Below are 26,667 nucleotides of genomic sequence, written 5' to 3'. Positions count from 1 at the left end.
AGATTACGATGTATCTTCGGCCTTCAGCCTCGATAAAATCGCCAGAAGAAAATGAGATTGATAGAGCTAGAACTTTTTTTACAAATAAACTTAATTATGCAAAAAACGTTAAGCTTTGCGACAAAGGGTTTACTTTCCGACTATACAAGGATGTAGAGCTCGCCCATGAATTGGAGTTAGTTTTTAACGGCAAATGCGCATACTGCGAAAGCAATTATGCTCACGTTACGCCTAAAGAGGTAGAGCATTTCCGGCCAAAAGCTGAAATTGATAATGGAGTGAGGAGTCTTTACCCGGGATATTTTTGGCTCGCAGCTAATTGGGCGAACCTACTTATTTCCTGTGTGGACTGCAATCGGGTGCGGAATCATTCGGTTCCTGGGCAGGCTGCCCGTATTCGGCTAGGAAAAGGTGCCCAATTCCCTTTAGACGATGAGCGGCAAAGAGTAAGAAAACATAGCAGTGATTTATCGGCAGAAGAGCGAGTGAGGCTCTTGATCGACCCGTGTAAGGAAGATCCAGAAAAGCTTCTTAGATATGATCTAAATGGTTTAATACATCCTGTGCATAGTGAATCTGCGTTCAGAGGACGGAAAGCTAAAACCTCAATTGACGTTTATGCATTACAAAGAAAATTGCTGGTCGAGGAGCGGCAAAAATGCCTCAATAATTTTGTCTATTACGTTGGGCTTATGAGATTTCTTCTGGGAAATCATAATACGTTGGTGTCCTGTCGCGTATCGCGAAAAAAGATCAATGAGAACCTAGATCAGATCAGTAAGTTGCAGGCTCAGATGCTAGAGATGTTTGGAAAGAGCGCGCCATATCTTGGCATGCTAAGGAACTACATCTTGGACGGGGAAAAAAATGATGAGTTTGCTGATTTGAAATCCCTAGGGGTCGACCTTCGGGATTTAATTTGATGAGCGCTGCTTACTATCTAACAATGGTCGGTCGCGAATAATGCGCTGTTTTTGTTAAGCGTGGCTGATGCGGAACAGCAAAAATTGATGGCGCCTATAGATTTGCAGCTAACATTGAATTTCTTAGGTGTGTATATAAATACGCGTATTCCCAGACGAGGCAGTTTCGTCTGCATCCGACGAGATCTTTAAAATTAAAACTTTCGTTGCTCCCCTTTTCTTTCGTCCAGGTCTTGTGCAGAAATCTAGTCGAGCGGCACGCTGCGGTAGCGGTTCACCTGCGCAGCTGACACCGGCTCTGCCGCATTGCCCCAGCTGGCGCGCAGGAAGCTCACCAGCGTCGCCACTTCCGTGTCGCCGAGCGCATGGCCGAAGGGCGGCATGCCATAGGGGCGCGGGTTGCCCTGGGTGCCAGGCGCGAAGCCGCCGTTGAGCACGACGCGGATCGCATTTACCGGTTCCGCCAAGGTCAGGGCGCGGTTGCCGGCGAGGGCCGGATACGGCCCCTTGCCTTCGCCGCGCTCGCCGTGGCAGGTGGCGCAATGCTGGCCATACAGCTTTTCTCCCGCCAGCATGAGCTGCTCGGACGGCTGCGGCGCGGCCGGGCGTGCGGGTGCGGGCGTGGCGGGCAGCGACTTCAGATAGGTCGCCATCGCGCCCAGGTCGTCATGGCTCAGGTGCTGGAGGCTTTGCACCACCACCTCGGCCATCGGCCCGGTGACGCTGGCGCCGGGCGCCACGCCGGTGCCCAGCAGCTGCACGATGTGCGCCTCGCTCCATGTGCCGAGGCCCGCTTCTTTTTCCGAGGTCAGCGAAGGCGCATACCAGCCGATGGTCGGAATCAGGCCGCCGCCGAGCGTGCTGTCGGTGGCGCCGAAACGGTTGCGCGTGCTGTGGCAGGCGGCGCAGTGGCCGAGCCCTTCGACCAGGTAGGCGCCGCGGTTCCAGCGCGCGTCCTTCGCGGTGTCGGTTTGCTGGACGCCCGGCTTGAAGTAGAGCAGGCGCCAGCCGGCCAGGGTGAGCTGCTGGTTGTAGGGGAAACGCAGCTCGTGCGGCGCATTTTGCTGGCGCACCGGCGGCAGGCTGCGCAGGTAGGCAAAGAGCGCGTCCGAGTCAAGACGCGTCACCTTGGTGTAGTTCGTGTAGGGGAAGGCCGGATACAGCAGGCGGCCGTCTTTCGATTTGCCGTTGTGGAGGGCGCGCCAGAAGTCGTCGGGCGTCCAGTTGCCGATGCCGGTGGTCGGCTCGGGCGTGATGTTGGGGGCCAGCAGGCGGCCGAAGGGCGTGTCGAGCACGCGGCCGCCGGCATACGGCACGCCGCCGCGCGCGGTGTGGCAGGCCATGCAGTCGCCGGCGCGCGCCAGGTAGGCGCCGCGCGCGAGGTTGGCGTTGGTGGCCGCGTGGTCGCCCGGTGCACGCGAGGCGATGAATTCTTCGCGTGGCCAGGCGATGACGACCGCCGCCAGCGCTACGGCCAGCAGCACGAGCAGGGCAAGGAGCAAACGCCGCTTCATGGCGCGCTCCCGCAAGGCATCGGCAAAGGCTGCGTGAGGCGCTCGGCGGGCCGCGCGCCCGGCGGCGTCGGCTGGGCGGCCAGCCAGGCGGAGATGGCGGCCACGTCGCCCGGCCCCAGGCGCTCGGCGATGGTCGCCATGCAGTCGGGCGCATGGGCGCGGCGCACCTTGTTGCGCCAGGCGCCGAACTGGGCGTTGACGTAATCGCGCGGCAGGTTCAGCAGGCCCGGAATGCCCGGCTCGACCCCGGCCAACTGCTGGCCGTGGCAGGCGATGCAGGCCGGAACCTTCAGCGCCGGGTCGCCCTGGCGCACCAGGCGCTGGCCGCGTTCGAGCACGGCCGCCGGCGCCAGGGGCGCGGCCGGTGCCGGAACGGGCGGATGCTGGCTCGCGAAATAGCCGGCGATTTCATGCAGGTAGGGGTCGGGCAGGTGGGTCACCATCCAGGTCATGAGCGGATACTGGCGCCGGCCGTCGCGGAAGTTCACGAGCTGGTTGTACAGGTAGCCCGCCGGTTTGCCGGCGATGCGCGGGAAATACACGCCGCCCACGCTGGTGCCCGCGCCATCCTTGGGCGCATGGCAGGCGATGCAGGCGGCGATGCGCTGTTCAAGGGTATCGGGGACAGTGACGCCTCCCTGGGCCGCGGCAAATGCGGGCAGGGCGGCGAACAGTAGTGCTGAAAAACGTAGCGGTGCAGGGAGCGGCATACGACATCCAGGTTATCAATGACAGGATGATAACCGACAACGCATTGGCTCACTCAACCTGGTGGGTTTGCGCGCCAGTGGCGATAGATTTTCAAGGCGACGTGGGCGTCGTCGGCCGCGTAGCGGATCTGCTGCTCCGACAGGCGCGGCAGCGACCAGTTGGTGGTGGTAATGCGTTTCGACTTTTGCAGGCGCTGGCCGAAAAAGCGTGCCACCGCGGTCTTGGCGCCGAGCGTATTGCGTTCGCCGCGGCGGCGCAGCGTGGTCGACAGGTCGACCACGTTTTGCGTTTCGATACCGAGTTTGCTGCGCAGGCGGCGCAAGTCGTCGCCCAGGCCAAATCCCACCTTCAGGATGCCGGGCGCCTCGAGCACCGCGCGCAGCAGGTCGACGTTGACGGCATTGGGCCGGGCGCCGATCTGGAACAGGTAGGCCGTGCTGTCGGTGGCCAGCTGCACCAGGTGCGGGCCGGTCGACTCCTCGCCCTTGGCGAAGGTGGGTTTCGATTCGGTGTCGAAACCGACGACGTCCGACATCGAGAGCGCCGCCAGGGCAGCAGCCGCCTCGGCGTCGGACTTGACGAGCACGACGTCGGCCAGGGCGATGCCTTCGTAGGGCGGCAGCGCTTCTTCGGCTTCGGGAATGTCGCCCATCGGGCCGCTCACTGCCACTCGATCAGCCGCGCGAGAACTTGGAGGCGAGCTGCTGCAGCTTTTCCTGGCGCAGGCGCGCAGCTTCGGCTTCGGCCTCGGCAGCCTTTTCCGCCTTCTTGCGGTCGGCTTCCTTCTTGAAGCGCAGCTGCAGCTGTTCCTTGGCGTGCAGGCGGTGGGTGTCGGTCACTTCCGCGCCGGCCACGCCGTCGAGGTCGTAGCGCACGGTGGCCTTTTCCATCGCGCGCAGGTAGCGCATCGAGCCGGTGTGGATGCCGAGCGCGGCGCGCATGGCCTTGCGGTCCAGGCCCGGGATGCGTGCCAGCAGCTGCTTGTCGATGCCGATGGCCAGCGGCAGGCAATCGCGGAAGGCGGGGAATTGCTGCTGCAGCTGCTTGAGCAGGGCGCGTGCCGACGGGGCTGGCGTAGCGCTTGCGGCCGGCGCGGAAGCCGCAGCCGTTTCAACAGCGGCATCAGGATTGCTTTCCACCGCGTCTTGCGGAATCAATGCCTCAGTGTTCGGGGTCTGGGCTGGGGAAGGGGTGTTGGCGTCGACGGACTCGGCGGCAGAACTGATGGTATTCATTGACTTCATGGTAATAACAGGAATCCGAAGGATAGCATGCTGGCCCGCACTAGTGCGCTGCCAATCGTGTGACTTCTGCTGAGCAGGCGAGTGTGACCGTTCGTCATGCGCAGGGTGGCGCCTGCATTCGCGAAATCGTGTATGATCCGCCTCTTGCCTTGCGCACGGCTTGCGTCGGCGCAGAAGGACTGGAGAGCCATTCGTGGACTGAAAAGCAACAATATGTGATTTGGTTATATCGCTTATCCGATATATCAATTATCACCAATTCTTGCCTTGAGGCATACTGTTGCCTGTCCCGTCTTTTGAATCCAGAAAGATAGATGCAAGCCCGTTTCCCAGCCGACGGGCTTTTTTTCGTTTTGACATGCACACCGCGATCCTGACCACTGCCTTCTTTATTCCTGCTTATTGCGCATCCGGCCCCGCCGCATGCCGCCGCAGGTGAGGCCGCGCTTGATTTACGGCTTGTCCGCCCTGATTTAGGGCCCTTCCCGACACTTTAACCGCGGCCGCCTGCAGGCCGTGGTGCCCATTTGACCTCGCAGGCGCGCACCCGCCTCGACAGGAGAGCTTTTCATGAAGAACACCGCCAAGACACTGACACTGACCGCAAAGAAAGCGCCGGCCAAGAGCGCCACGGCGCAGCTGGCGGTGCCGAAAACCGCGACCTCCTACTTCCTCGAAACGGAAGCGGCGGCCAAGGTGACGGTGGTCAAGACGCGTTCGCGCCTGGCTGCGATCAAGCCCCAGGCCGATGAGGCGAGGACGGAGACGCCGGCAGCGGAAATGGCCGAGCTCGCTGTCGCGCCGGCCGCCGACGCTGTCGAAGCGCAGGAAGCGCCTGCAGCGGCTCCGGTGATCGTGCGCAAGCGCGGCTCGAAACTGGCCGCCCTGGCGGCAAGCGAAAACGCTGAAGCGGCAGCACCTGTGCCAGAAGCGGCAGTGCCGGCAGCGCCGGAAGCAAGCGGTGAAGAAGCCCCGAAAGCCGGCAAGGCCCGCGTCGCGCGTCGCGTCGAGCCGCTGGCGACCGTGATCCAGACCGCCGGCAGCTCGGTCAGCCAGACCACCGACGCGGCCACCCTCGCCGCGGTCGACACCACCGGCTACCTGCTCCCGCAAGTGAAGGTGCCGGGCCGCCGTGGCCGCAAACCAAGCGAGTTCACGCCGGAAAACGACGAAGTCGCGGCGCTGAACGCCGTCGAACGCGCCGAACTGAAGGCCGTGTCGAAGGCGCGCGAGCGCAAGGCCAAGGGCATGCCGACGCTGGGCACCGAACAGGGCTTCTCGGAAGTGGAACTGGAAAAGCGCCGCACCCAGCTGCGCAACCTGATCAACATGGGCAAGGAGCGCGGCTACCTGACCCATGCGGAGATCAACGACCACCTGCCGGAAAACATCATCGATCCGGAAGCGATCGAAGGCATTATCGCGACCTTCAACGACATGGGCATCGCCGTCTACGAGCGCGCGCCGGAAGCGGAAATGATGCTGCTGTCGGACAATGCCGTGACGCCGACGAGCGAAGACGAAGTCGAAGCCGCCGCCGCAACCGCGCTGTCGACGGTCGACTCCGACTTCGGCCGCACGACCGACCCGGTGCGCATGTACATGCGTGAGATGGGCGCCGTCTCGCTGCTCACGCGCGAAGGCGAAATCGAGATCGCGAAACGCATCGAGCAAGGCCTGAAGGACATGGTCCAGGCCATTTCGGCCTGCCCGACCACGATTTCGGAAATCATCTCGCTGTCGCACAAGATCGCCGCCGACGAAATGAAGATCGACGAAGTGGTCGATGGTTTCGTCGACCACAACGACAGCGGCGCGCCTGCGCCGGCACCCGTTGCCGCTCCCAAGGCTGCCGCCTCGGATGAGGACGAAGAAGAAGAGGAAGAAGTCGAAGAGGAAGAAGACGGCGACGCCGCCGGCGGCGCGGCCGGCTATTCGACCGAGCAGCTGGCGCAGCTGCGCCGCGGCGCGCTCGAAAAATTCGCCCTGATCGAAGAGCAGTTCGACCGCATGGGCCACGCCTTCAAGACCAGCGGCTACGGCTCGCCTGCGTATGAAAAGGCGCAGGACATCATCTCGAACGAGCTGCTGGGCATCCGCTTCACCGCGAAAGTCGTGGAAAAGCTGTGCGACACGCTGCGCCACCAGATGGACGAAGTGCGCGCCATCGAGCGCGCCGTGCTCGACATCTGCGTGAACCGCTGCGGCATGCCGCGCGCCCACTTCATCAAGGTCTTCCCGGGCAATGAAACCGACCTGGCCTGGGGCGACCGCGAAGTCGACTGCGCTTATCCGTACAGCGCCGTGCTGGGCCGTAACCTGCCTGCCATCAAGGAACTGCAGCAGCGCATGATCGACCTGCAGGCGCGCGTGGCGCTGCCGCTGGCCGACCTGCGCAAGATCAACAAGCAGATGGCGGCCGGCGAGAAGCGCGCCCGCACCGCCAAGCGCGAAATGACCGTCGCGAATTTGCGTCTGGTGATCTCCATTGCTAAAAAATATATTAACCGCGGCCTGCAATTCCTCGACCTGATCCAGGAAGGCAATATCGGCCTCTTGAAGGCGGTCGATAAATTCGAATACCGCCGCGGCTATAAATTCTCGACCTACGCGACCTGGTGGATCCGCCAGGCGATCACGCGTTCGATCGCCGACATGGCCCGCACCATCCGCGTGCCGGTGCACATGATCGAGACGATCAACAAGATGAACCGCATCTCGCGCCAGATCATGCAGGAAACCGGCAGCGAGCCGGACCTGCCAACCCTGGCTTTGAAAATGGAAATGCCGGAGAACAAGGTTCGCGAGATCATGAAGATCGCCAAAGAGCCGATTTCGATGGAAACCCCGATGGGCGAGGACGGCGATTCGCAGCTGGGCGACTTCATCGAGGACAACACCACCCTGGCGCCGCTGGACGCCGCGCTGCACGCCTCGATGCGCAACGTGATCAAGGAAGTGCTGGACTCGCTGACCCCGCGCGAAGCGAAAGTGCTGCGCATGCGCTACGGCGTCGAGATGTCGAACGACCACACGCTCGAAGAAGTCGGCAAGCAATTCGACGTGACGCGCGAGCGTATTCGCCAGATCGAAGCGAAGGCCATGAGCAAGCTGCGCCAGCCGTCGCGTTCGGACAAGCTCAAGACCTTCCTGCATGATAAATAAGCCTTGCTTGGCTTGATGAAAATGCCGCTCATTCGCTGAGCGGCATTTTTTTTGTCTTGCGTGTTCACTATCAATCCGACCGAATCACAACAGTTCCTTAAAACTGTATAAACGCTTTTCGGTAAACAAGTTGACGCATGGGCGAGGGCGCGGGAACATGCTGCAAGGCAATATTCCCTTCAATTCTCTCCAACTCCCACCAACCATGCTCGCCCAGATTCTCCGTCGTTCGTCGATCAAAACCAAGCTCATGCTCAGCATGGCCGCCTGCCTGCTGCTCTTCCTTGTCCTTTCCTCCACCCTCAGCGTCGCGCTGACCGGCAAGGGCCTGCGCGAGCGCGCGGTCGGGCAGGAACTGCCGGCGATCGTCGGCGCCATCCGCAACGACATCCTGCGCCAGATCGGCGGCCCGGCCACGGCCTCGATGGCGGTGGCGAACAACACCTTCCTGCATGCCTGGGAACGCGACAACCTGGCCGATGCCGGTCTCGATGCGTGGCGCGCCTACGCGGCGAAAATGAAGGAGGTGAACAAGGCCGCCACCGTGTTCTGGGCCTCGCCGAGCCAGATGAAATTCATGGACCAGACCGGCCTGAGCTACATGATGGAGAAGGGTAATCCGCGCGACGCCTGGATGGACGCCTTCCTCGCCACCGGCAAGCCCTACGCATTGAACCTCGACCCGGACCCGAAAACCGGCGAAATGAAGCTGTTCATCAACGCCCGGGTCGACGCGGGCGACGGCAAGCTGGCCGTGGCGGGCCTGGGGCTGTCGGTCAACGCGATGGCCGACGCCGTGCGCGCCCACAAGGTCGGCAAGTCCGGCCACGTGTTCCTGGCCCGGCCGAACGGCACCATCGTGCTGCACCGCGAAGCGAAGCTCTCCGATGGCGAGCACAACATGAAGGACCTGCCGGGCTTCTCGAGCGCATTGATCGCGCAGCTGTTCAACAAGAGCGAATTCACTCACGCCGAGAGCGCTGCCGGCCAGGCAAGCCTGATCTTCGCATCCTCGTATGTCCCGGAACTCGACATGTACGTCGTCGCCCAGGTGCCGGAGTCCGAAGTGCTGGGCGACCTGGCGCGTTCGGCCACGATCGCAGCCCTGGTTGCCGGCGTCGTCGGCGGCGGCATCGGCATGTTCGTCATCTTCCTGGTCAGCCGCGCGATTGCCGCACCGGTCGCGCGTGCCGCGGCCATGCTGGGCGAAATCGCCGACGGCAAGGGCGACCTGACGCGCCGCATGCCGGTCGAATCCGGCGACGAAGTCGGGCTGCTGGCCGACGCCTTCAACCGCTTCGTCTCCTCGCTGAACCACACGATGAGCGAAGTGCGGCGCAGCAGCCACGCCATTGCCGGCGCATCGAGCGAAATCGCCGCCGGCAACATGAACCTGTCGAGCCGTACCGAAGCCCAGGCCTCGAGCCTGGAAGAAACCGCGGCCGCCATGGAAGAACTGACCTCGACCGTGCGCCAGAATGCCGACAACGCGCGCCAGGCCAATACCCTGGTGGTGTCGGCCAGCGACCAGGCCCACAAGGGTGGCCAGGTGGTGGGCGAAGTCGTGACCACGATGGGATCGATCAGCGACAGCTCGCGCAAGATTGCCGACATCATCGGCGTGATCGACGGCATCGCCTTCCAGACCAACATCCTGGCCCTGAACGCGGCCGTGGAAGCGGCGCGCGCGGGCGAACAGGGCCGCGGCTTCGCGGTCGTCGCCAGCGAAGTGCGCAACCTGGCCCAGCGCTCGGCCGCGGCGGCCAAGGAAATCAAGGAACTGATCAACGACTCGAGCAGCAAGGTCGAAGCGGGCACGCGCCTGGTCGATGCGGCCGGCGCGACCATGACCGGCATCGTGCAGGCGGTGGGCCGCGTGGCCGACCTGATGCGCGAGATCGATGCGGCCAGCACCGAGCAGAGCCAGGGCATCGGCCAGGTCAACGAGTCGATCGCAACGATGGACGATGCGACCCAGCAGAACGCGGCCCTGGTCGAGGAAGCGGCGGCTGCCGCCAGCGCGCTGGAAGAACAGACCGCGACGCTGGCGCGCGTGGTCAGTGTCTTCAAGCTGGAAGAAGAAGGGCATGCGGCCGCGCCGCAGCCGGCAGGGCGCCGCTTGCTGGCGGCGCCTGCCGGGGACTGAGCTCCTCCAATCGGGCGAGCCTGGCGAGGGCGGCAGTTGTAAAATTGTCAGCTCGCCGGCGGTCGGTCCGCCGGTTTGACCGACCGCCAGGAGCTGAGCATGTCCCGAAGAACTGCAATCCATCCCGCCGCCTGCGCTATGCTGCTTGCCTTTGCCTGCGCTGCCGCAGGGGCGCAGGAGAACGACGGGAAACTCGTGAGCGACCGCCCCGATCTGGTCGAGACGAGTGAAGTCGTCGGCAAGGGCAGGGTCCAGCTCGAATCCGGTTTCCTGGTCGAGCGCGAACGCAGCGCCGACGAACACGAACGCACCTATTCGATGCCGACCCTGCTGCGTGTCGGCTTGAGCGACACGGTCGAACTGCGCATCGAAAGCGAAGGGCGCACCGTGCAGCACCGCCGCGACAAGGCCAGCGGCGAGCGCGCTAGCTTTGCCGGCTATGCCGATACGGCGATCGGCTTCAACTGGCACGTGCTCGATGCAGGCGGCATGCGGCCGTCGATGTCTGTCCTGGTCGACGCCGAATTGCCGACCGGGTCGGCACGCCTGCGCGGCGAGGGCGTGCGGCCGGGGCTGCGCGTGGTCAGCGAGTGGGAGCTGCCGGGCGAGTTCGAACTGGGCGTCATGCCCGGCCTGGCTGTCGAAAACAGGGACGAGAGCGGCCGCTACAACTACGGCATCTTCGGCGTCGTGCTGGAAAAGGGCTTCAGCGAACGCCTGCATGGGTTTGTGGAAGTCGCGCTGCCGCAGATCGCGCGCAGCCGGCATGGCGGCACGCAGGCGCGCTTCGACGTCGGCGCCGCTTACTTCCTGTCGAACGATCTTCAGATCGATACGATGTTTTCGCGTGGGCTGAACCATCGCACGCCCTACGCCAGCTTCACCGTGGGGCTGTCGATCAGGCGCTAACCGTAGGGTGGGCACTCTGTGCCCACGCGAAAGCGTGCGTCATGTTGGCGTATGCTCGCGGCGATAACGCAATCCAGTCGAACGGGTCATGGCGGATCATCCGCATACGTTTCCGATTCGCGGGCGGTGCGGCCGTAATGCCGCCAACGCGGCGCATACGTCCGCGTGGGCACAGAGTGCCCACCCTACGTTACGCCACCGTCAGCACGACATCATCCCGTGTTGCGCAAGCCCGCGGCGACGCCATTGATCGACAAATGGATGCCGCGGTGCACGCGCGGATCCATCTCTCCACCTTCGCTGACTTTGCGCGACATGGCGCGGTGGCGGTGGATCAGCTCGACCTGCAGGTGGTTCAGCGGGTCGAGATAGGCGAAGCGGTTCTGGATCGAGCGCGCCAGCAGCGGGTTGGCCGCCAGGCGCTCCTTGGCGCCGGTGACCGCTTCCAGCTGGCGCAGCGTTTCGCCATGTTCGGCGGCGATGCGCTTGAAGATGCGTTCGCGCAGCGCCACGTCCGGCACCAGTCCGGCATAGCGCGAGGCGATCGCCAGGTCGGTCTTGGCCAGCACCATGTCCATGTTCGAGAGCAGGGTGGCGAAGAAGGGCCATTCGCGGAACATGGTCTGCAGCGTCGCCAGGCGCTCGCCGCCCGTGTCTTCCTGCAGCCAGCCCGCGACGGCCGCCCCGAAACCGTACCAGCCCGGCAGCAGCAGGCGGCACTGGCCCCAGGAGAAGCCCCAGGGAATCGCACGCAGGTCTTCGATGCGGCGCGTCGACTTGCGCGAAGCCGGTCGCGAACCGAGGTTCAGTTCCGCGATTTCGGCAATCGGCGTGGCGGCGAAGAAGTAGTCGGTAAAGCCCGGCGTTTCGTAGACCAGGTCGCGGTAGGCCGCGTAGGCGCGCTGCGACAGCTCGGCCATCACGCCTTCGAACACGGCAAGCTGCTCGGCCTTCTCGCCTTCGAGCGCATGCGGCATCAGGCTCGCTTCCAGGGTGGCCGCCACCAGCAGTTCCAGGTTGCGCCGGCCGATCTCGGGATTCGAGAATTTCGAGGCGATGATCTCGCCCTGTTCGGTCAGGCGGATCTGGCCGTTCACCGTGCCCGGCGGCTGCGCCAGGATCGCCTGGTAGCTCGGACCGCCGCCGCGCCCGACGGTGCCGCCGCGGCCATGGAACAGGCGCAGCTTGACGCCGGCGCGCTCGAATACGTCGACCAGTTTCAATTCGGCCTGGTAGAGCTCCCAGTTCGAGGTGAGGAAGCCGCCATCCTTGTTCGAGTCCGAATAGCCCAGCATGACTTCCTGCAGGCGGCCCTGGTTGTGGACGATGCGCGTGACGGGCGCGAGCGCCATCCAGGCTTCCATGATGTCGCCGGCGCGCTGCAGGTCGGGGATGGTTTCGAAGAGCGGGATCACCATCACGTCCGACACGCCCGCCGACGGACGCACCAGGCCCGCTTCCTTCAGCAGCAGCAGCACTTCCAGCAGGTCCGATACCGCTTCGGTGTGCGAGATGATGTAGTTGCGGATTGCGCGCACGCCGTAGCGCTGGCGGATCTCGCGCGCGGCGCGCACGATGGCCAGCTCCGACTGGGTCTCGTCGGTATAAGTCTCGAAGGGCGAATACAGCAGGCGCGGCTGGGCGATTTCAAGCAGCAGGAGCTTGACCTTGTCCTCTTCCGACAGCGCCGCGTAGTCCGCCTCGACCTTGGCCTTTTCGAACAATTCGGCCAGCACGCGCTCGTGCACGTCCGAGGTCTGGCGCATGTCGAGCGAGGCCAGGTGGAAGCCGAAGATGTGCGCCGCGCGCATCAGGCCCGCCAGGCGCGGCACGACCAGCATGGCGCCGTGGTTCAGCTTCAGCGATTCGGCCAGCACGTTCAGGTCGACCGCAAACTCGGCTGCGTCCGCATAGGGCTCGGCGTGGCCGACTTCCTTGCGCAGGATGTTGGTCGCGCCCAGTTCGCGCGCGGTGCTCGCCAGGCGCGCGTACATGCCGATCAGGGCGCGCCGGTAGGGTTCGTCGGCGCGGTGCTCGGACTGGTCGGTCGAGCGCGCGGCCAGCGCCTGCATGGCCGGGGTGATGTCGACCATCAGGGTCGACGTCGACAGCTCGGCGCCCAGCGCATGCACTTCGTCGAGGTAAAAGTCGAGGATGGTGGTGGCGTGGCGCATCGTCGCGTGGCGCATGGTGTCGGCGTTCACGTTCGGGTTGCCGTCGCGGTCGCCCCCAATCCAGCTGCCCATCTGCACATAGGCCGCGTCGCCCAGCTGCGGTGCGCTGCCGTGGTACTGGACGCCGATCTCGTCTTCGATGTCGTCGTACAGCGCCGGCAGCTCGCGCAGGAAGGTAATGCGGTAGTAGGAGAGGGCGTTCTCGATCTCGTCGGCCACCGTCAGCTTGGTGTAGCGCAGCATGCGCGTCTGCCACAGCGTAGCGATGCGCGCTTGCAGCAGCTGCAGGTTGCGCACCTGCTCCTTGGGCGTCAGCGGCTGGTCGCGTTCGGCCAGCAGGCGCGCGATGTCGTGCTCGGCGTCCAGGATCGACTTGCGCTGCACTTCGGTCGGGTGGGCCGTCAGCACCGGTGCGATCAGGGCGTTGCGCAGGAAAGTCTCGACCGTGTTCTGGTCGACGCCGGCGCCGCGCAGCTTGCCCAGGGCGTGGCCGACGCTGCCTTCGCGCGGGCTGGAACCGGCCAGCAGGTGCGCGCGGCGGCGCCGGTTGTGGTGCTGGTCCTCGGCGATGTTGGCCAGGTGCGAAAAATAGGAAAAGGCGCGCACCACCGAAATGGTCTGGTTGCGCGTGAGCTTGTGCAGCAGCGAAGTCAGTTCTTCGCCGGCCTCGGGGTCGGCGTCGCGCCGGAAGCGCACGGCGGTCTGGCGGATGGTTTCGACGACGTCGAAGACGGCGTCGCCCTCCTGGTCGCGCAGCACGTCGCCGAGCAGGCGGCCGAGCAGGCGGATGTCTTCTTTTAACGGGGCGTCCTTGTCGGCGCCTGCATTCGTTTCGGGTGCAACGGGGTTATCCATATCGGCCACTGTTCTCAGTTGTCAGGTACACCAAAATAGACACGGCGGTCGGCCATGTTGTGAGGGAGGGCGCATGCTAAAATTTGTGATTCTTCGCAAGCGCTCTTACTGGCATCGGCCCGGTCGGCGCAACGACAGTGGAACATTCGTTTTGAAAGCTATTACATGACGCAGCAGGGACAGGAGCAGGAGCAGAAACCCGCAGTACGCTTGCCGGCACAGCTGATCATCGCGTCGCGCGAGAGCCGCCTGGCCATGTGGCAGGCCGAGCACGTGCGCGATCGTCTCGCCGCATTATATCCAGATTGCCAAATCAGCATCCTCGGCATGACGACGCGCGGCGACCAGATCCTCGACCGCACGCTGTCAAAAGTAGGCGGCAAGGGCCTCTTCGTCAAGGAGCTCGAAGTGGCGATGGCCGAGGGCCGCGCCGACCTGGCCGTGCATTCGCTGAAAGACATGCCGATGGACCTGCCCGAAGGCTTTGCGCTGGCGGCCGTGCTCGAGCGCGAAGATCCGCGCGACGCCTTTGTGTCGAACGACTATGCCAGCCTGGACCAGCTGCCGGCCGGCGCTGTCGTGGGCACGAGCAGCCTGCGCCGCCAGGCCCTGGTCGCGGCGCGCTACCCGCAGCTGGTCATCAAGCCCCTGCGCGGCAATCTCGATACGCGCCTGGGCAAACTCGATCGCGGCGAGTACGCGGCCATCATCCTCGCCGCCGCGGGCTTGATCCGCCTCGGCCTGCCGCAGCGCATCCGCAGCGTGCTCGACCCAGAAGTCAGCCTGCCGGCGGCCGGGCAGGGCGCGATGGCGATCGAAGTGGCGAGCGGCGCGCGTCTTGACGGCGTCGACCTGCACGCCATCCTGGCGCCCCTGAGCCATGCGGACACGCTGCACGCCGTGCTGGCCGAGCGCAAGGTCTCGAAGATCTTTGGAGGCAGCTGCCAAATTCCGCTGGCCGCGCACGCGACGGTCGATGGCGCGCAGATGCATTTGCGCGCGATGGTCGCCACGCCCGACGGCACGCGCAGCGCGTTCGCCGAGTTGCGCGGCCCGGCGGACCAGCCGGAACTGCTCGGCGAGCAGGTGTCGAGCCTGCTCGAACAACAGGATGCGCAGGCGATCCTGGCCGTCTGCCGGCAGGAGGCCGCGGCCGATGTCTGAGGCCGTGTCAGGCTGATGCCGCGCCAGGTCATCATCACCCGGCCACGCGCGCAAGGCCAGGCCCTGGCCGAGGCCGTGGCGGCGCTCGGGCGTACGCCGGTGCTGCTGCCGCTGCTGGAGATCGCGCCGCTGGCCGACCAGTCGCAACTGGCGGCGGCGCTGGCCGACCTGCCGCGCTACGCGCTGGTCGCGTTTGTGTCGCCGAACGCCATCGACGCGGCCTTCGCGCATATCGAACAGTGGCCGCGCCAGGTGGCGCTGGCCGTGCTGGGCGAGGGCAGCCGCGCGGCGCTGGCACGGCACGGGCTGGACGCGAATAACGCCACCATCCTCGGGCCGCTCGATCCGACGCGCAGCGACTCCGAGAATTTGCTCGCTTCGCTCGACCTGGCCGCGCTGGCGGGCAAGCAGGTGCTCATCGTGCGCGGCGACGCCGGGCGCGAGCTGATGGCCGACGGTTTTCGGGGCGCCGGCGCTGCTGTCAACGTGGTGCCGGCTTACCGGCGCAGCGTGCCGGCGCTCACGCCTGAACTGGCCGCGCAACTGCACGCCTTGCTGGCCGCGCCGAACGACTGGATAATCACGAGCTCGGAGGCTTTGCGCGGGCTGTTCGGCCTGCTGGCCGAGCTCGGCGATGCGTTTGTCCTCCAGATGCAACAGCAGCACGTCATCGTGCCGCACGCCCGGATTGCCGCCACCGCGCAGGCGCTCGGGCTGGCGCAGGTGACGCTTACCGGCTCGGGCGACGAGCGTTTGCTTGCCGCGTTACAATCTCAAAAATGAACGAACTGCCGAACCAACCAGAGCTGCCACCGACGCAGCCACCCGCCGCCCACCCTGCGCCTCCCGCGCCGGCGCCTGAATCGTATCGCCCGCGCGCTCCGGAGCGCCGCGCCGGCCCGGGCCTGGCCGAGCAGATCACGCGCCCGCTGCCGCTGGCCGTGATCGCCCTGGCCGTGCTCTTGATGGCACAGACCTGGTCGAGCCACAGCCGCATCAACACGTTGCGCCACGAAATGGCGCGCAGCCTGCAAAAAGGCAATGAGGTGAATGCCGAAACGGCCTCGCTGGCACGCGACGTCGTCGAGCAATCGAAAGCCTTGCAGCTGAAGGTGGGCGTGCTCGAGAGCCGCCAGCTGGAAAACCAGAGCCAGCAGCTCGCCCTGGAGCAGCTCTACCAGGATTTGTCGAAGAGCCGCGACGAGTGGGCGCTGTCGGAAGTCGAGCAGGTGCTGTCCACCGCCAGCCAGCAGTTGCAGTTGTCCGGCAACGTGCAGGGCGCGCTGATCGCGCTGCAGAACGCGGACCGTTCGCTGTCGCGCTCGGACAAGCCGCAATTCATTATCGTGCGCCGCGCGATCGCGTCCGACCTGGAGAAACTCAAGGCCACCCCGGCCGTGGATCTCGCGGGCGTGGCCCTGCGCCTGGACAGCGTCATCGCCCAGGTCGACACGCTGCCGCTGCTCTCGGGCGAAAAGCCGCTGCTGCCGGCCGCACCTGTGCGCGAAGAGCGTGCACAAAAAGCGGCCGCGGGAGCCGCCACGCCGGACGCCGCGATGGGCATTGGCGAGCGCATGCTCGCCACCTGGCGCAACTGGAGTGCGGAAATGTGGGACGACGTGCGCCAGCTGATCCGCGTGCGCAGCGTGAACACGCCCGAAGCGCTGATGCTCTCGCCGGACCAGAATTATTTCGTGCGCGAGAACCTCAAGCTGCGCCTGCTGAACGCGCGCCTGGCCTTGCTCTCGCGCGACGAGACGACCTTCGCCGGCGATCTCAGGGCGGCCCAGGAGACGCTGGACAAGTATTTCGACACGCGCGCCCGCACCACGCAGCAAGCCCAGTCGGCGCTGCGCCAGGTGCAGGCGAACAATCTCGCGATCGAGATGCCGACGCTGGCCGACAGCCTGAACGCCGTGCGCAACTACAAGAAGCCTTAATAAAATGCGTCTACTTCTCTGGTTAGTCGCCCTGATGGCCGCGGCCATCGGCATCGCCGTGACGGCGCGCTTCAATCCGGGCAACGTGGTGCTGTTTTACCCGCCGCACCGGATCGACATGTCGCTGAACCTGTTCGTGGTGCTGATGGGGCTCCTGTTCCTGACCTTGTACGGCCTGGCGCGCGCGGTTGTCTCGGCGCTGCGCATGCCCGACCGCGTGGCCGCCTACCGCCTGCGCAAACGCGAGCGCGACGGCAACAAGGGCTTGCGCGACGCGCTGAAAGCTTTATTCGAGGGCCGCTTTGGCCACGCCGAAAAAGCCGCCATGCGCGCCGCCGACCTGCCCGAGAACGCGGCCCTGGCCGCCCTGATCGGCGCGCGCGCGGCGCACCGCATGCGCGAACCGGCCCGGCGCGATGCCTGGCTGGCCGGCGTGGCCCACGACAACGGCTTGAAAACCGCGCGCCTGATGACGATCATCGAGCTGCTGGTCGACGACCACCAGCCGGAAGCGGCGCTGGCCGCCGTGGCGGAACTGAACGCCAGCGGCCAGCGCCACATCCACGCCCTGCAATGGTCGATGAAGGCGAACCAGCAGGCGCGCAACTGGCCGGAAGTGCTGCGCCTGGTGCGCATCCTGGACAAGCGCAAGGCGCTGCACCCGGCGCTCGCCGGCCGCCTGCGCGAGCTGGCCTACGAGGCGCTGCTGTCGGAAGAAGGGCGCGACCCGGAAGCGATCCGCCGCGTCTGGGCCGGCGTGCCTTCGAGCGACCGCACCAAGCCGTATATTGCCGCGCGCGCCGCCCAGGCCTTCAATGCCAGCGGCCTGCAGGACGAAGCACGCGTCATCGCCGAGGATGCCCTGCGCGCCGGCTGGGACGAGCGCGTGCTGCGCGCCTACCGCGACGCGGCGGGGCCGGCGGGCTCGCCGACCTTGCTGGCCCAGATCGAGCACTGCGAAACCTGGCTGCGCGAACGCCCGAACGATGCGGAACTGGCGCTCACGCTCGGCGCCCTGTGCCTGCGCCAGAAACTCTGGGGCAAGGCCCAGCGCTACCTGGAGCAGGCCTTGTCGGACGCCACCGCCTCGAACATGGTGCGCGACATCCACCTGAAACTGGCCCAGCTGCACGAGGCGCTGGGGCAGGAGGCGCCGGCGGCGAATCATTATCGGCAGAGTGCGCTGGCGAATATTTTGTGATCGCCGGAGGGTGTTGGCTTCGTTCCACGAAAGTCCCGGCCATCACCGTGCAGGCTGCACGCGTGGGCACGGAGTGCCCACCCTACGCTGCACAAGCTCATGCCTATTCGATATAATGCTCCCCTTTATTGAATCTTCAGCAACCAAGGAACGACCCATGAGCCTGAACAACGTCCCATCCGGCCGCGATGTGCCGAACGACTTCAACGTCATCATTGAAATCCCGATGAACGCCGATCCGATCAAGTACGAAGTGGACAAGGACACGGGTGCGATCTTCGTCGACCGCTTCATGGGTACCGCGATGCACTATCCGTGCAACTACGGCTACGTGCCGCAAACCCTGTCCGACGACGGCGACCCGTGCGACGTGCTGGTGATCACCCCGTTCCCGCTGTTCCCGGGCGTGGTAGTGCGTTGCCGCGCCATCGGCGTGCTGAAGATGACCGACGAAGCCGGCGGCGATGCCAAGATCCTGGCCGTGCCTGTCGACAAGATCCTGCCGATCTACAGCCACTGGCAAAAGCCGGAGGACTTGCAAGACCTGCGCCTGCAGCAGATCCAGCACTTCTTCGAGCATTACAAGGACCTCGAAAAAGGCAAGTGGGTCAAGATCGAAGGCTGGGAAGGTCCGGACGCGGCCAAGGAAGAGATCGTCAACGGCGTCGCAGCCTACAAGGCCCAGGCACAGAAGTAATACGCCTGCGCGCGTGAGAAGGCCCGGCACCCTTTGGGGTGGCCGGGCCTTTTTTATTGCTGCGTGCCTTTTACCAGCCGAGGTCCCGCAACAGCGGGTAGGTGAGGTCCTGCGGCGGCGTCACCAGGTGCGACAGGTCGGAATTGATCGACGGCTCCATCAGCTGGTTCGGCTTGGAATCGGTCGTGAAGTGAGACACCGACGAGCCCGGCTGATTCGGGTTCGGGGTATACATCAGGATGCGGCGCCGTGTGTCGGCACCGGCCAGGCGGTGCGGATCGACTCCCAGGCTGGCGACGACGCCGGAGCGGTTGCGCGAGCGTCCCTGAAGCGCCCCGCGCAGTTTGATGCCGGCGTCCTGCGTCACGCGCACCGCGGGAATCCTGATGGCGGGATCGTCGCCGCTCATGCCGGTCGGCTCGCCGGGCGCATTGTCCGCGACCACCATGCCGATCGCGCCGGCCGCCTGCACGTTGCGCGCCTTGTCTACGAAGCCGCAGGTGCCGCGCGAGACCAGGGCGATATTCCCGCGCACCGCCCAGGCATTGCGTTTGGACAGAGGCGCGCAGGCCAGGCCCGTACCGTCGGGCTGGTCGACGACCGGCATCAGCTGCCCTTTGACGGGCTTGCGTCCGAGCGCAGGGCCGAAGGAGGCATCGCCCACCGCGTAGTTGCCGGCCGCCTTGCCGGCGGCCTTGCCGGCGACAGTCAGGCGCGAGCGTGGATCGAGCACCGCCGGCACGGCCGCCGTGACGTTCGGGCCGTTCCAGGACAAGCGGTTCAGGCTGATGGCCGAAGCCACGCGCTGTTCCGGCGTCATGTTGACCCAGGTCTGCTCGGTGCGGTTATCGACCAGGAAGTGATCCCAGACCGAAGGAAGGTCCTGGAGGGGCGCGCCGGTCTCGTCGTCGGTGAAGGTCTGGAAGCCCAGGCCGTGGCCCATTTCGTGCAGGAGCACGGTAACGAGGTCGATCGCCGGGCCGGCATTGTTGTCCAGGCCAAGATAGAAGCCGGGGCCGGGCAGGCAGTCGGGGAACAGGCCGAGGCGCGAATTAAAGCGCGAGATGATGTGCGGCTCGCCCGGGCTGGACTGGTCGGTGCCGGACAGCTTGCTCGCCAGCGCGCTCGGATACCAGGTGGCGGCGCGCGGGGCGTTGCTGAAGTCGGACCAGATTTCGTTGGCGCCGGCTGAACCGAGCACTGCGCTGTCGGCGGTGCAGGACAGCGGCACGAACGAAGCGCCGACGCGGATCGGCACATTGCTGGTGAGCGTTGCGCCCCAGATGTCGGCCGCGTGCTGGAAGGCGATCAGGCGCTGCTGGCCGAGCGTGGTGCCGGGGTTGCCGCCGACCGGGATGGCCGGTGTCGGATCGTTGAAGCCGATGCCCGGCGCGTTCTGGTTGACGATGGTGATGGTGGCGGCCTGGGCGCCGGCGAAGGCGGCGCAGGACAGGGCGAAGGCGGACATGCTGCGCAGTGCGGATTTAATCATGGCGATGTTCCTCGTTCTGCTGGGTGGAGGCCGGAGCGTGGACGGCCTTGTCGGCCGCCGCCGCGCCATGCACGCACTGTTCGACGAGCTTGCCGTCGGCGCCGCGCGTGACGACCGAGTACACGAGGCCGCGTTCGCCGAGGTGCACCTGGCGGGTGCCCCCGGGATGGGTCACCATGGCCGGCGGCGCCTGCGCGGCACGCATGTCGGCTGACGGTGGCGGCGCCAGCGCACGGCTCTCGGCGGCGGTGGGGGCACGCAGCTGCCCGGTCTGGGGGTCACGTACGACGACCATGCCGGACTGCGTCGTTCCCGCTTGCGCGGCTGGGGGCTGCGCCGTGCCGGATTGCTGCTGGGCCAGGACTGGTGAAGACAAGCCGGCGCACAGCGCGGCGCACGGCAGGATAGCAAGGGTTTTTTTGTAGAACATGGTGGGTCTCCGCTCAAGCTTCAGATCGACGGCTTGCGGCGCATCAAGCAGGGCGCGCCCAGGCCAGGGGCCGGCAATAAGTAGGCCGGCGGTTCAGGCTTCGCCGTCACGATTCAGACCGTATCGGGCCCGCGCTGGTTCAGTGCGGGCTCGGTTCATCATAGGAGTTGAACGATCACCAACCTTGATCTGGCTTGGATGTGGTTAGCGGGGGAGCGGGCGATGCACCATAATGGTGCACGGCGCGGGCGCGGACGGCAGGACGCCGTCCGCGGGAAACGGGTCAGCGCCGGGCGAGATGGCTGCGCAGGCGCAGCTTGCCGACGATCCCGATCGGGAAGAAGTAGATCGACAACACGAACAGCACGCCCAGCCACAGCATCCAGCGGTCCGGATGCAGGGCGGCGCTAAGGATCGGCACGCCTTCCGTCGCGGTTGACGCATGCGCCATCAGTTCCTTCAGGTAGTTCTGGGCCAGGATGAAGAGCGCGGCGCCGACCACTGCGCCGTACATCGTGCCCATGCCGCCGATGACGACGATCAGCAGGATGTCGGTCATCACCTCGAAGCCGAGCGAGGTCTTGGGACCGACGTAGCGCAGCCAGAGCGCCATCAGCGCGCCGGCCAGCGCCGCCACCAGGGCCGCCAGGCAGTTGGCCCAGATGCGGTAGACGACGGTGCGGTAGCCCAGCGCCTCGGCGCGGAACTCGTTCTCGCGGATCGCCTGCAGCACGCGCCCGAAGGGCGAGTTCACCAGGCGCAGCAGGAACAGGAAGAGCAGCAGGCAGCCGAAGAAGACCAAGTAATACGTCAGCAGCTTGCCATCGATGGCGCGCCCGAACACCTCGTTTTCGAACAGCGTGAAGCCTGGCGAAAGCACTTCCGGCACGCTGAAGGTCTTGCCGTCTTCGCCGCCGGTGAAGTCCGACAGTTGCGAGGCGAGCACCGCGAACGAGGACGCCACGGCCAGCGTGATCATCGCGTAGAAGATGGCGCGCACGCGCAGGGCGAACAGGCCGACGACAAACGCCAGTGCGAGCGCCAGCAAGAGCGCCAGGCCCAGCCCCGTCAGCGCCGCCGACCAGGTCGGCTCGTCGACCGAGGCCAGGCCCAGGCCGATGCCGTAGGCGCCGATCCCGTAGAACATCGTGTGCGCGAACGAGACGATGCCGGTATAACCCAGCAGCAGGTCGTAGGAAGCCACCAGCACGATGTAGACGCAGATCGTGGCGGCCGTGTTGAGCGGACGCGCGCCGCTGGTGAGGAAGGGGGCGAAGGCCAGGCCCAGGAACACCAGCAGCAGCACGATGGTGAGGATGCGGCTGCGCGGCAGGTCGCCGGAGAGAAGTCGGTTCATTGGGTCTTAGCCTCGCACTTTCGAATACAGCCCGGCCGGACGCCACATCAGCACCGCGATCATCAGGGCGATGTTCGAGACCAGTGCGAATTTCGGCGACAGGAAGCCGGCATAATTGGCCACCAGCGCCATCAGGATCGAGCCGATGAAGCAGCCGCCGACCGAACCGAGGCCGCCGATGATGATGACGATGAAGATCATGACGATGGTCTCGCCGCCCATCGCGGCCGACAGGGTTTCCTTGTACAGGCCCCACATCACGCCGCCCAGGCCCGCCAGCGCGGAACCGGCCGCGAACACGGCCACGAACAGGCGCCGGATCCGGTAACCCAGGCTTTCGACCATGTCGCGGTTTTCTACCCCGGCGCGGATCAGGAGGCCGATCTTGGTGCGGTTCAGGGTCAGGAACAGCACCGCGAACACGACCAGGCCGACCACGACCGCCAGCAGGCGGTATTTTTCGATCGCCGCATCGCCGATGAAAATAGCGCCGCGCAGGGAAGTGGGCAGCGGCAGCGGAATGGTTTCGGCGCCCCAGATCACGTTGATCAGCTGTTCGGCCACGATCATGCCGCCCATCGTGATCAGGATCTGTTTCAAATGCTGGCCGTAGACCGGCATGATGATGATGCGCTCGAAGGCCCAGCCAAGCAGCGCCGTGACCACCATCGCCAGCGTCACGGCCAGACCCAGCACGCCCAGGTTGAGCAGCAGCGAATCGGCTTCCAGCGCCCAGCGCATTGGAATGAGCACCATGGTGGCGGTAAATGCGCCGACCGACACAAAAGCGCCATGGCCGAAGTTCAGCACGTCCATCAGGCCGAAGACGAGGGTCAGGCCGCTGGCCATGATGAAGATCATCATGCCCATCGCGAGACCGGCCACGGTCAGGGTGACCCAGGTCGGGAAGCTGCCGATCAGGGGCAGCATGGCCAAGGCCAGCACGGGCACGAGCAGCAGCGGCGCGATGTCGCGCGGCGCAGAGGGCAGCGGGGTATCGGGCTTAAGGTCAGCCGCTTGCACGCGAGGGAGGGTTGCACTCATCGATGAATCCTATTGGTGGGAGTCGAGCGACAGGCCGAGCAGGCGCTGCTGCAGCTCGTCGTCGTTGGCCAGCGCCGCCATCGTGCCGGCATGGGCCACGCGGCCGTCGTCCATCACGCTGACGGTGTCGCCGAGCGAACGCACGAAATTGAAGTTCTGCTCGACCAGCACGATGGTGGTGTCGGTGTCCTTGAGCTCGCGGAAGGCCGCGATCAGGCTTTGCACGATGGCCGGGGCCAGGCCCTTGGTCGGCTCGTCCACCAGCAGCAGCTTTCTCGGCTCGACGATCGCGCGCGCGATCGCCACCATCTGCTTCTGGCCGCCCGAAAGATTCCCGGCCGGGTAGTTCCAGAATTTTTTCAGGGCCGGGAAGAAGCCGAAGATCCAGTCGATGCGCCCCTGGTCCATCGGCCCGTTGCGCGCGGCCAGGTGCATGTTCTCGCGTACCGTCAGGCTTGAGAACACGGCCATGCTTTCCGGGACGTAGGCGATCCCCAGCCGCGCGATGTCGGGCGTGGCCATTTTCGTGATGTCGCGGCCGTCGAAGCTGATGCTGCCGGCGCTGGCCTGCCACAGCCCCATGATGGTGCGCAGGGTCGTGGTCTTGCCGGCGCCGTTACGGCCCAGCAGGACCGACAGGCCGCCGCGCGGCACGACCAGGTCCACGCCTTGCAGGATGTGGTACTGGCCGATGTGGGTGTGCACGCCGGAGAGCGTAAGCAGCGCGTCAGGCACGGCCAGTTCAGGCGGGTTCGGTTTCGGGTGTTCCAAGATAGGCTTCCTGTACGATCTTCGATTGCATGACTTCGCCGGGGATGCCGTCGGCGACCAGTGTGCCGTTGTGCAGCACGATGATGCGGTCGGCCAGCTGGCGTACCACGTCCATCTTGTGCTCGACCAGCAGCACGGTCTTGTTGGCGTCGCGTTTCACGGTGTGGATCAGCTCGAGCACGACCGGCACCTCGTCCACGCTCATGCCGGCGGTCGGTTCGTCGAACATCAATATGTCGGGTTCGAGCGCCAGCAAAATCGCCACTTCCAGCTTGCGCTGGTCGCCGTGGGAGAGGGCGCCGACCAGCATGTCGCGCTTGGCCAGCATGGCCACGCGCTCGAGGTAATGTTCGGCGCGCTCGATCAGTTCCTTGTGGCCGAACCAGACCGAGAACATGTTCATGCCCACGCCCGCGCGGCTTTGCACCGCCAGGCGCACGTTTTCGATCACCGTCAGGAGCGGGAACAGATTCGTCAACTGGAAGGCGCGGCCGATGCCGAGCCGCGTGCGCCGTGCCGCGCCCGCGCGCGTGACGTCGGCGCCCTTGAGCAGGACGCTGCCCGAGGTGGCCGGCAGCTGGCCCGAGACCAGGTTGAAATAGGTCGTCTTGCCGGCCCCGTTGGGGCCGACGATCACCGTCAAGGTGCCGGGGTAGAAGTCGGCCGTCACCGCGTTCACCGCGACGTGCCCGCCGAAGCGGATCGTCAGGTCGCGGGTCGACAGCGAGGGCTGCTGCGCTGCTGGTAGCGTTGTCACGTCCATCTCAGCGCTTGTTCCTGATCGGCAGCGGCAGCTCGGCGGTCGGGATTTCGCGCACCAGTTCCAGCAAGTCCCATTCGTTCTTCTGGTCCTTCTTGATGCGGAAGTGGTACATCGACTGCAGCGCCTGGTGGTCTTCCTTGCGGAAGCTCATCGGGCCTTTCGGCGTCTCGAAGCTCATGCCTTCCATGGCCGTGATCAGCTGCTCGCTGTTCCCGCTCGGGACTTTCGACAATGCGGTGAACACGGCGCTGGCCGCGGCGAAGCCGCCGGCGGTGAACATGTCGGGCGGCGCCTTGAAGCGCTTGGTGTGTTCGGCCACCAGCCAGTCGTTCATCTTGTTCTTCGGGAAGGCGTAGTAATAATAGACAGTGCCTTCGGTGCCGGCGTAGTTCTTCCAGGTCTTCATCACCGGCAGGATGTTCCCGCCTGGTGCGAGCGAGATGCCGAAGCGCTCGGGCTTCATGTCGGCGATCTTGTTCATCGGGTTCGGGCCGGCCCAGATGATGCCCAGCACGCGCGGCTGCGGCTTGTCTTTGAGCGCGTCGAACAGTCGCTGCGTCGGCGCCGTGAAGTCGGTCGCGGCGGCCGGCGCATACTCTTCGTGCACCACCTTGGCCTTGCTGCCGGTTGCGCTCAAGGCTTCCTTGCCGGCCTTGACCGCGTCGCGGCCGAAGGCATAATCCTGCGCCAGGAAAGCGACGCTGCCGCCCTTGAGGGTGCTGGCGGCGGCCATCGCGTCCTGCATCGAGCTGCGCGCGGTGCGGAAGATGTATTTGTTCCACTTGTCGCCGGTGATCGCGTCGGCCACGGCCGGTTCGACGATCAGCACCTTCTTGTATTCCTTTGCCACCGGCAGCATGGCCAGCGCCGAGCCGGACGAAGAGGTGCCGACCGCGATGTCGACCTTGTCGTCGCCATAAGCTTCCGCCAGCAGGGTCCGTCCGAGGTCAGGCTTGCTCTGGTCGTCCTTGACGATGACCTTGAGCTTGCGCCCGCCGATCTCCATTTTGCCGCCGGTGAGGTATTCCAGGCCCATCATGAAGCCGGTCTCGGTTTCCTTGGCATAGGCCTCGAGGGCGCCGGTCTTGCCCGCGATCAGGGCGATCTTCAGGTCGGCGGCCAGCGCGTAGGGCGCGGCGGTGGCGGCAAAGGCGGCGATGAGGGCTGCGCTCAGGGGCTTGATCAAGTGGTTCATGCTGTCTCCTGTGGTTCTGTTTTAAGGAAGCCGCGCCAGAAAGGCGCGAATCGCTTCCAGGGCTTGCGGTTCGGTGAGCATCGGCGCATGGCCGACGTTCGGCACTTCGGTGTACTGCATCGTCGGCGCTGCACGCCGCATCCATGCTGCCTGTTCCGGCTCGACCAGGTCCGACAGGACGCCGCGCACCAGCAGCACCGGGCGCTTGTGCGCAAGGCGCTTGAAGGCGAGGCGACCGGCCAGCGAAGTCGGGCGCAGTTTACCTGTTTGCAATGCTATCCCAATACTGGGGTCGTAGCGCAAGGCGAGCTTGCCTGTTTCGTCCTCGGCAAAAGCGCGGCGCGCCCACTTGCCCCATTCCTGGTCGGGCGCGTCCGGGAAGGCGCAGGCGTTGATGTCCTTCAGGTAGGCGGCGGCATCGTCCCAGGAAGCGAGCGTATTGCAGCGGCCCGCGTAGCCGGCGATGCGCGCCAGGCCCTTGACCGACAGCACCGGGCCGACGTCGTTGATCACCGCGCCGGCGATCAGTTCGAGGTGGCGCACGGCCAGCGTCATCGTGATCAGGCCGCCCATCGAGGTGCCGATGAAGACGGCGCGCGCGATGCCCAGGTCGCGCAGCAGCTTGACGACGTCGCCGGCATACACGACCGGGTTGTAGTTGTCGGGGTTCGGATCGCGTGCGGAGTGGCCGCGCCCGCGCACGTCGGGTGCGATCACGCGCCGCCCGAGGCTGGCGATCTGCGGCGCCAGTTCGTCGAAGTCGCCCGAATTGCGGGTCAGCCCGTGCAGGCACACGACCGGCAGGCGCGCGGGACCCGAGGCAGGGGCGTAATCGCGGGCGTACAGGCGCAGGCCATCATCGCTCGTAAAGCTGATTTCAGTGTAGGTGGACATGTGGCCCCGTAATCAATGAGGAGGATAGTCACGCCGGCCTACAGGCGTGCCTGAAGAAGAGGCGCCTTTGCAGGCACC

The 26,667-nt window shown here is 65.3% G+C and carries 22 protein-coding genes; 9 read left to right on the top strand and 13 right to left on the bottom strand.

Annotated features, from left to right (window positions below; all coding sequences use genetic code 11):
* Positions 1–8: 8 nt before the first annotated feature.
* The gene (locus tag NMB41_RS16040; RefSeq protein ID WP_494378804.1) at positions 9–923 is read left to right on the top strand and encodes a retron system putative HNH endonuclease; all 915 of its coding nucleotides are present in this window, start codon (positions 9–11) and stop codon (positions 921–923) included.
* A gap of 245 nt (positions 924–1,168) precedes the next feature.
* On the opposite strand, the gene NMB41_RS16035 is transcribed toward NMB41_RS16040, so the two are convergent.
* From NMB41_RS16035 to NMB41_RS16020, 4 genes are read right to left on the bottom strand one after another with little or no spacing between them, the layout of a single operon-like run.
* Positions 1,169–2,437, bottom strand: coding sequence for a c-type cytochrome (locus NMB41_RS16035; RefSeq protein ID WP_494378803.1), 1,269 nt, complete (start codon positions 2,435–2,437; stop codon positions 1,169–1,171).
* Positions 2,434–3,147, bottom strand: a complete 714-nt coding sequence (locus NMB41_RS16030; RefSeq protein WP_494378802.1) for a c-type cytochrome — start codon at positions 3,145–3,147, stop codon at positions 2,434–2,436. Before NMB41_RS16030 ends, NMB41_RS16035 begins: the two co-directional genes overlap by 4 nt.
* 53 nt (positions 3,148–3,200) lie before the next feature.
* Positions 3,201–3,800 carry a 3'-5' exonuclease gene (locus NMB41_RS16025; protein ID WP_494382855.1) on the bottom strand — a complete coding sequence of 200 codons (600 nt, stop codon included), beginning with the start codon at positions 3,798–3,800 and terminating at the stop codon, positions 3,201–3,203.
* 22 nt (positions 3,801–3,822) lie between these two features.
* Complete coding sequence (locus tag NMB41_RS16020) at positions 3,823–4,383, bottom strand: ProQ/FINO family protein (RefSeq protein ID WP_494382854.1); 561 nt, start codon at positions 4,381–4,383, stop codon at positions 3,823–3,825.
* Positions 4,384–4,962: 579 nt separating this feature from the next.
* On the opposite strand from NMB41_RS16020, the gene rpoD reads away from it, so the two are divergent.
* From rpoD to NMB41_RS16005, 3 genes are all read left to right on the top strand, one after another.
* Complete coding sequence (gene rpoD, locus NMB41_RS16015; RefSeq protein WP_494378801.1) at positions 4,963–7,557, top strand: RNA polymerase sigma factor RpoD; 2,595 nt, start codon at positions 4,963–4,965, stop codon at positions 7,555–7,557.
* 250 nt (positions 7,558–7,807) lie between these two features.
* Positions 7,808–9,703 carry a methyl-accepting chemotaxis protein gene (locus NMB41_RS16010; protein ID WP_494382853.1) on the top strand — a complete coding sequence of 632 codons (1,896 nt, stop codon included), beginning with the start codon at positions 7,808–7,810 and terminating at the stop codon, positions 9,701–9,703.
* A 99-nt stretch (positions 9,704–9,802) separates the two neighbouring features.
* On the top strand, positions 9,803–10,612 hold the full coding sequence (locus NMB41_RS16005) for a transporter (RefSeq protein ID WP_494378800.1): 810 nt from the start codon (positions 9,803–9,805) through the stop codon (positions 10,610–10,612).
* Positions 10,613–10,824: 212 nt separating this feature from the next.
* Here NMB41_RS16005 and ppc read toward each other — a convergent pair whose 3' ends face one another.
* Entirely contained in the window at positions 10,825–13,641 is a 2,817-nt protein-coding gene (gene ppc, locus NMB41_RS16000) for a phosphoenolpyruvate carboxylase (protein ID WP_494378799.1), read from the bottom strand.
* 165 nt (positions 13,642–13,806) lie between these two features.
* Between ppc and hemC the strand changes: the two genes are divergently transcribed.
* The 5 genes from hemC to ppa all read left to right on the top strand — a co-directional run bounded on the left by hemC (position 13,807) and on the right by ppa (position 18,643).
* A complete protein-coding gene (gene hemC / locus NMB41_RS15995; protein WP_494378798.1) occupies positions 13,807–14,805 on the top strand; it encodes a hydroxymethylbilane synthase in 999 nt (332 codons plus the stop codon).
* 15 nt (positions 14,806–14,820) lie between these two features.
* Positions 14,821–15,588, top strand: coding sequence for a uroporphyrinogen-III synthase (locus NMB41_RS15990; RefSeq protein ID WP_494378797.1), 768 nt, complete (start codon positions 14,821–14,823; stop codon positions 15,586–15,588).
* Entirely contained in the window at positions 15,585–16,745 is a 1,161-nt protein-coding gene (locus NMB41_RS15985; RefSeq protein ID WP_494378796.1) for a uroporphyrinogen-III C-methyltransferase, read from the top strand. The genes NMB41_RS15990 and NMB41_RS15985 overlap by 4 nt, the downstream gene beginning before the upstream one ends.
* Positions 16,746–16,779: 34 nt before the next feature.
* Complete coding sequence (locus tag NMB41_RS15980) at positions 16,780–17,946, top strand: heme biosynthesis protein HemY (RefSeq protein WP_494382852.1); 1,167 nt, start codon at positions 16,780–16,782, stop codon at positions 17,944–17,946.
* 157 nt (positions 17,947–18,103) lie between these two features.
* Positions 18,104–18,643, top strand: a complete 540-nt coding sequence (gene ppa, locus NMB41_RS15975) for an inorganic diphosphatase (RefSeq protein WP_494378795.1) — start codon at positions 18,104–18,106, stop codon at positions 18,641–18,643.
* Positions 18,644–18,713: 70 nt separating this feature from the next.
* On the opposite strand, the gene NMB41_RS15970 is transcribed toward ppa, so the two are convergent.
* From NMB41_RS15970 to NMB41_RS15935, 8 genes are all read right to left on the bottom strand, one after another.
* Positions 18,714–20,135 (bottom strand): PA domain-containing protein, encoded by a 1,422-nt coding sequence (locus NMB41_RS15970; protein ID WP_494378794.1) that lies wholly within the window; start codon positions 20,133–20,135, stop codon positions 18,714–18,716.
* On the bottom strand, positions 20,128–20,565 hold the full coding sequence (locus NMB41_RS15965; RefSeq protein WP_494378793.1) for a post-PEP-CTERM-1 domain-containing protein: 438 nt from the start codon (positions 20,563–20,565) through the stop codon (positions 20,128–20,130). Before NMB41_RS15965 ends, NMB41_RS15970 begins: the two co-directional genes overlap by 8 nt.
* A 283-nt stretch (positions 20,566–20,848) precedes the next feature.
* A complete protein-coding gene (locus tag NMB41_RS15960; protein ID WP_494378792.1) occupies positions 20,849–21,922 on the bottom strand; it encodes a branched-chain amino acid ABC transporter permease in 1,074 nt (357 codons plus the stop codon).
* Between the two features lie 6 nt (positions 21,923–21,928).
* A complete protein-coding gene (locus NMB41_RS15955) occupies positions 21,929–22,966 on the bottom strand; it encodes a branched-chain amino acid ABC transporter permease (protein ID WP_494378791.1) in 1,038 nt (345 codons plus the stop codon).
* 9 nt (positions 22,967–22,975) lie between these two features.
* Complete coding sequence (locus NMB41_RS15950; RefSeq protein ID WP_494378790.1) at positions 22,976–23,737, bottom strand: ABC transporter ATP-binding protein; 762 nt, start codon at positions 23,735–23,737, stop codon at positions 22,976–22,978.
* A complete protein-coding gene (locus tag NMB41_RS15945; protein WP_494378789.1) occupies positions 23,709–24,500 on the bottom strand; it encodes an ABC transporter ATP-binding protein in 792 nt (263 codons plus the stop codon). Before NMB41_RS15945 ends, NMB41_RS15950 begins: the two co-directional genes overlap by 29 nt.
* A gap of 1 nt (position 24,501) precedes the next feature.
* A complete protein-coding gene (locus NMB41_RS15940; RefSeq protein ID WP_494378788.1) occupies positions 24,502–25,695 on the bottom strand; it encodes a substrate-binding domain-containing protein in 1,194 nt (397 codons plus the stop codon).
* 21 nt (positions 25,696–25,716) lie between these two features.
* A complete protein-coding gene (locus NMB41_RS15935) occupies positions 25,717–26,589 on the bottom strand; it encodes an alpha/beta fold hydrolase (protein WP_494378787.1) in 873 nt (290 codons plus the stop codon).
* Positions 26,590–26,667: the final 78 nt, after the last annotated feature.

The sequence above is a fragment of the Massilia sp. FBCC-B171 genome, assembly GCF_059134155.1.
Note: the sequence above shows the minus strand (reverse complement) of the source record. Positions and strands in the feature narration are given on the sequence as shown.

What these genes read in the sequence shown, in the direction of transcription:
- NMB41_RS16040 (WP_494378804.1), top strand. Translation starts at nt 9, where the DNA reads ATGTATCTTCGGCCTTCAGCCTCGATAAAATCGCCAGAAGAAAATGAG.
- NMB41_RS16035 (WP_494378803.1), bottom strand. Translation starts at nt 2,437, where the DNA reads ATGAAGCGGCGTTTGCTCCTTGCCCTGCTCGTGCTGCTGGCCGTAGCG.
- NMB41_RS16030 (WP_494378802.1), bottom strand. Translation starts at nt 3,147, where the DNA reads ATGCCGCTCCCTGCACCGCTACGTTTTTCAGCACTACTGTTCGCCGCC.
- NMB41_RS16025 (WP_494382855.1), bottom strand. Translation starts at nt 3,800, where the DNA reads ATGGGCGACATTCCCGAAGCCGAAGAAGCGCTGCCGCCCTACGAAGGC.
- NMB41_RS16020 (WP_494382854.1), bottom strand. Translation starts at nt 4,383, where the DNA reads ATGAATACCATCAGTTCTGCCGCCGAGTCCGTCGACGCCAACACCCCT.
- rpoD (WP_494378801.1), top strand. Translation starts at nt 4,963, where the DNA reads ATGAAGAACACCGCCAAGACACTGACACTGACCGCAAAGAAAGCGCCG.
- NMB41_RS16010 (WP_494382853.1), top strand. Translation starts at nt 7,808, where the DNA reads ATGCTCAGCATGGCCGCCTGCCTGCTGCTCTTCCTTGTCCTTTCCTCC.
- NMB41_RS16005 (WP_494378800.1), top strand. Translation starts at nt 9,803, where the DNA reads ATGTCCCGAAGAACTGCAATCCATCCCGCCGCCTGCGCTATGCTGCTT.
- ppc (WP_494378799.1), bottom strand. Translation starts at nt 13,641, where the DNA reads ATGGATAACCCCGTTGCACCCGAAACGAATGCAGGCGCCGACAAGGAC.
- hemC (WP_494378798.1), top strand. Translation starts at nt 13,807, where the DNA reads ATGACGCAGCAGGGACAGGAGCAGGAGCAGAAACCCGCAGTACGCTTG.
- NMB41_RS15990 (WP_494378797.1), top strand. Translation starts at nt 14,821, where the DNA reads ATGCCGCGCCAGGTCATCATCACCCGGCCACGCGCGCAAGGCCAGGCC.
- NMB41_RS15985 (WP_494378796.1), top strand. Translation starts at nt 15,585, where the DNA reads ATGAACGAACTGCCGAACCAACCAGAGCTGCCACCGACGCAGCCACCC.
- NMB41_RS15980 (WP_494382852.1), top strand. Translation starts at nt 16,780, where the DNA reads ATGGCCGCGGCCATCGGCATCGCCGTGACGGCGCGCTTCAATCCGGGC.
- ppa (WP_494378795.1), top strand. Translation starts at nt 18,104, where the DNA reads ATGAGCCTGAACAACGTCCCATCCGGCCGCGATGTGCCGAACGACTTC.
- NMB41_RS15970 (WP_494378794.1), bottom strand. Translation starts at nt 20,135, where the DNA reads ATGATTAAATCCGCACTGCGCAGCATGTCCGCCTTCGCCCTGTCCTGC.
- NMB41_RS15965 (WP_494378793.1), bottom strand. Translation starts at nt 20,565, where the DNA reads ATGTTCTACAAAAAAACCCTTGCTATCCTGCCGTGCGCCGCGCTGTGC.
- NMB41_RS15960 (WP_494378792.1), bottom strand. Translation starts at nt 21,922, where the DNA reads ATGAACCGACTTCTCTCCGGCGACCTGCCGCGCAGCCGCATCCTCACC.
- NMB41_RS15955 (WP_494378791.1), bottom strand. Translation starts at nt 22,966, where the DNA reads ATGAGTGCAACCCTCCCTCGCGTGCAAGCGGCTGACCTTAAGCCCGAT.
- NMB41_RS15945 (WP_494378789.1), bottom strand. Translation starts at nt 24,500, where the DNA reads ATGGACGTGACAACGCTACCAGCAGCGCAGCAGCCCTCGCTGTCGACC.
- NMB41_RS15940 (WP_494378788.1), bottom strand. Translation starts at nt 25,695, where the DNA reads ATGAACCACTTGATCAAGCCCCTGAGCGCAGCCCTCATCGCCGCCTTT.
- NMB41_RS15935 (WP_494378787.1), bottom strand. Translation starts at nt 26,589, where the DNA reads ATGTCCACCTACACTGAAATCAGCTTTACGAGCGATGATGGCCTGCGC.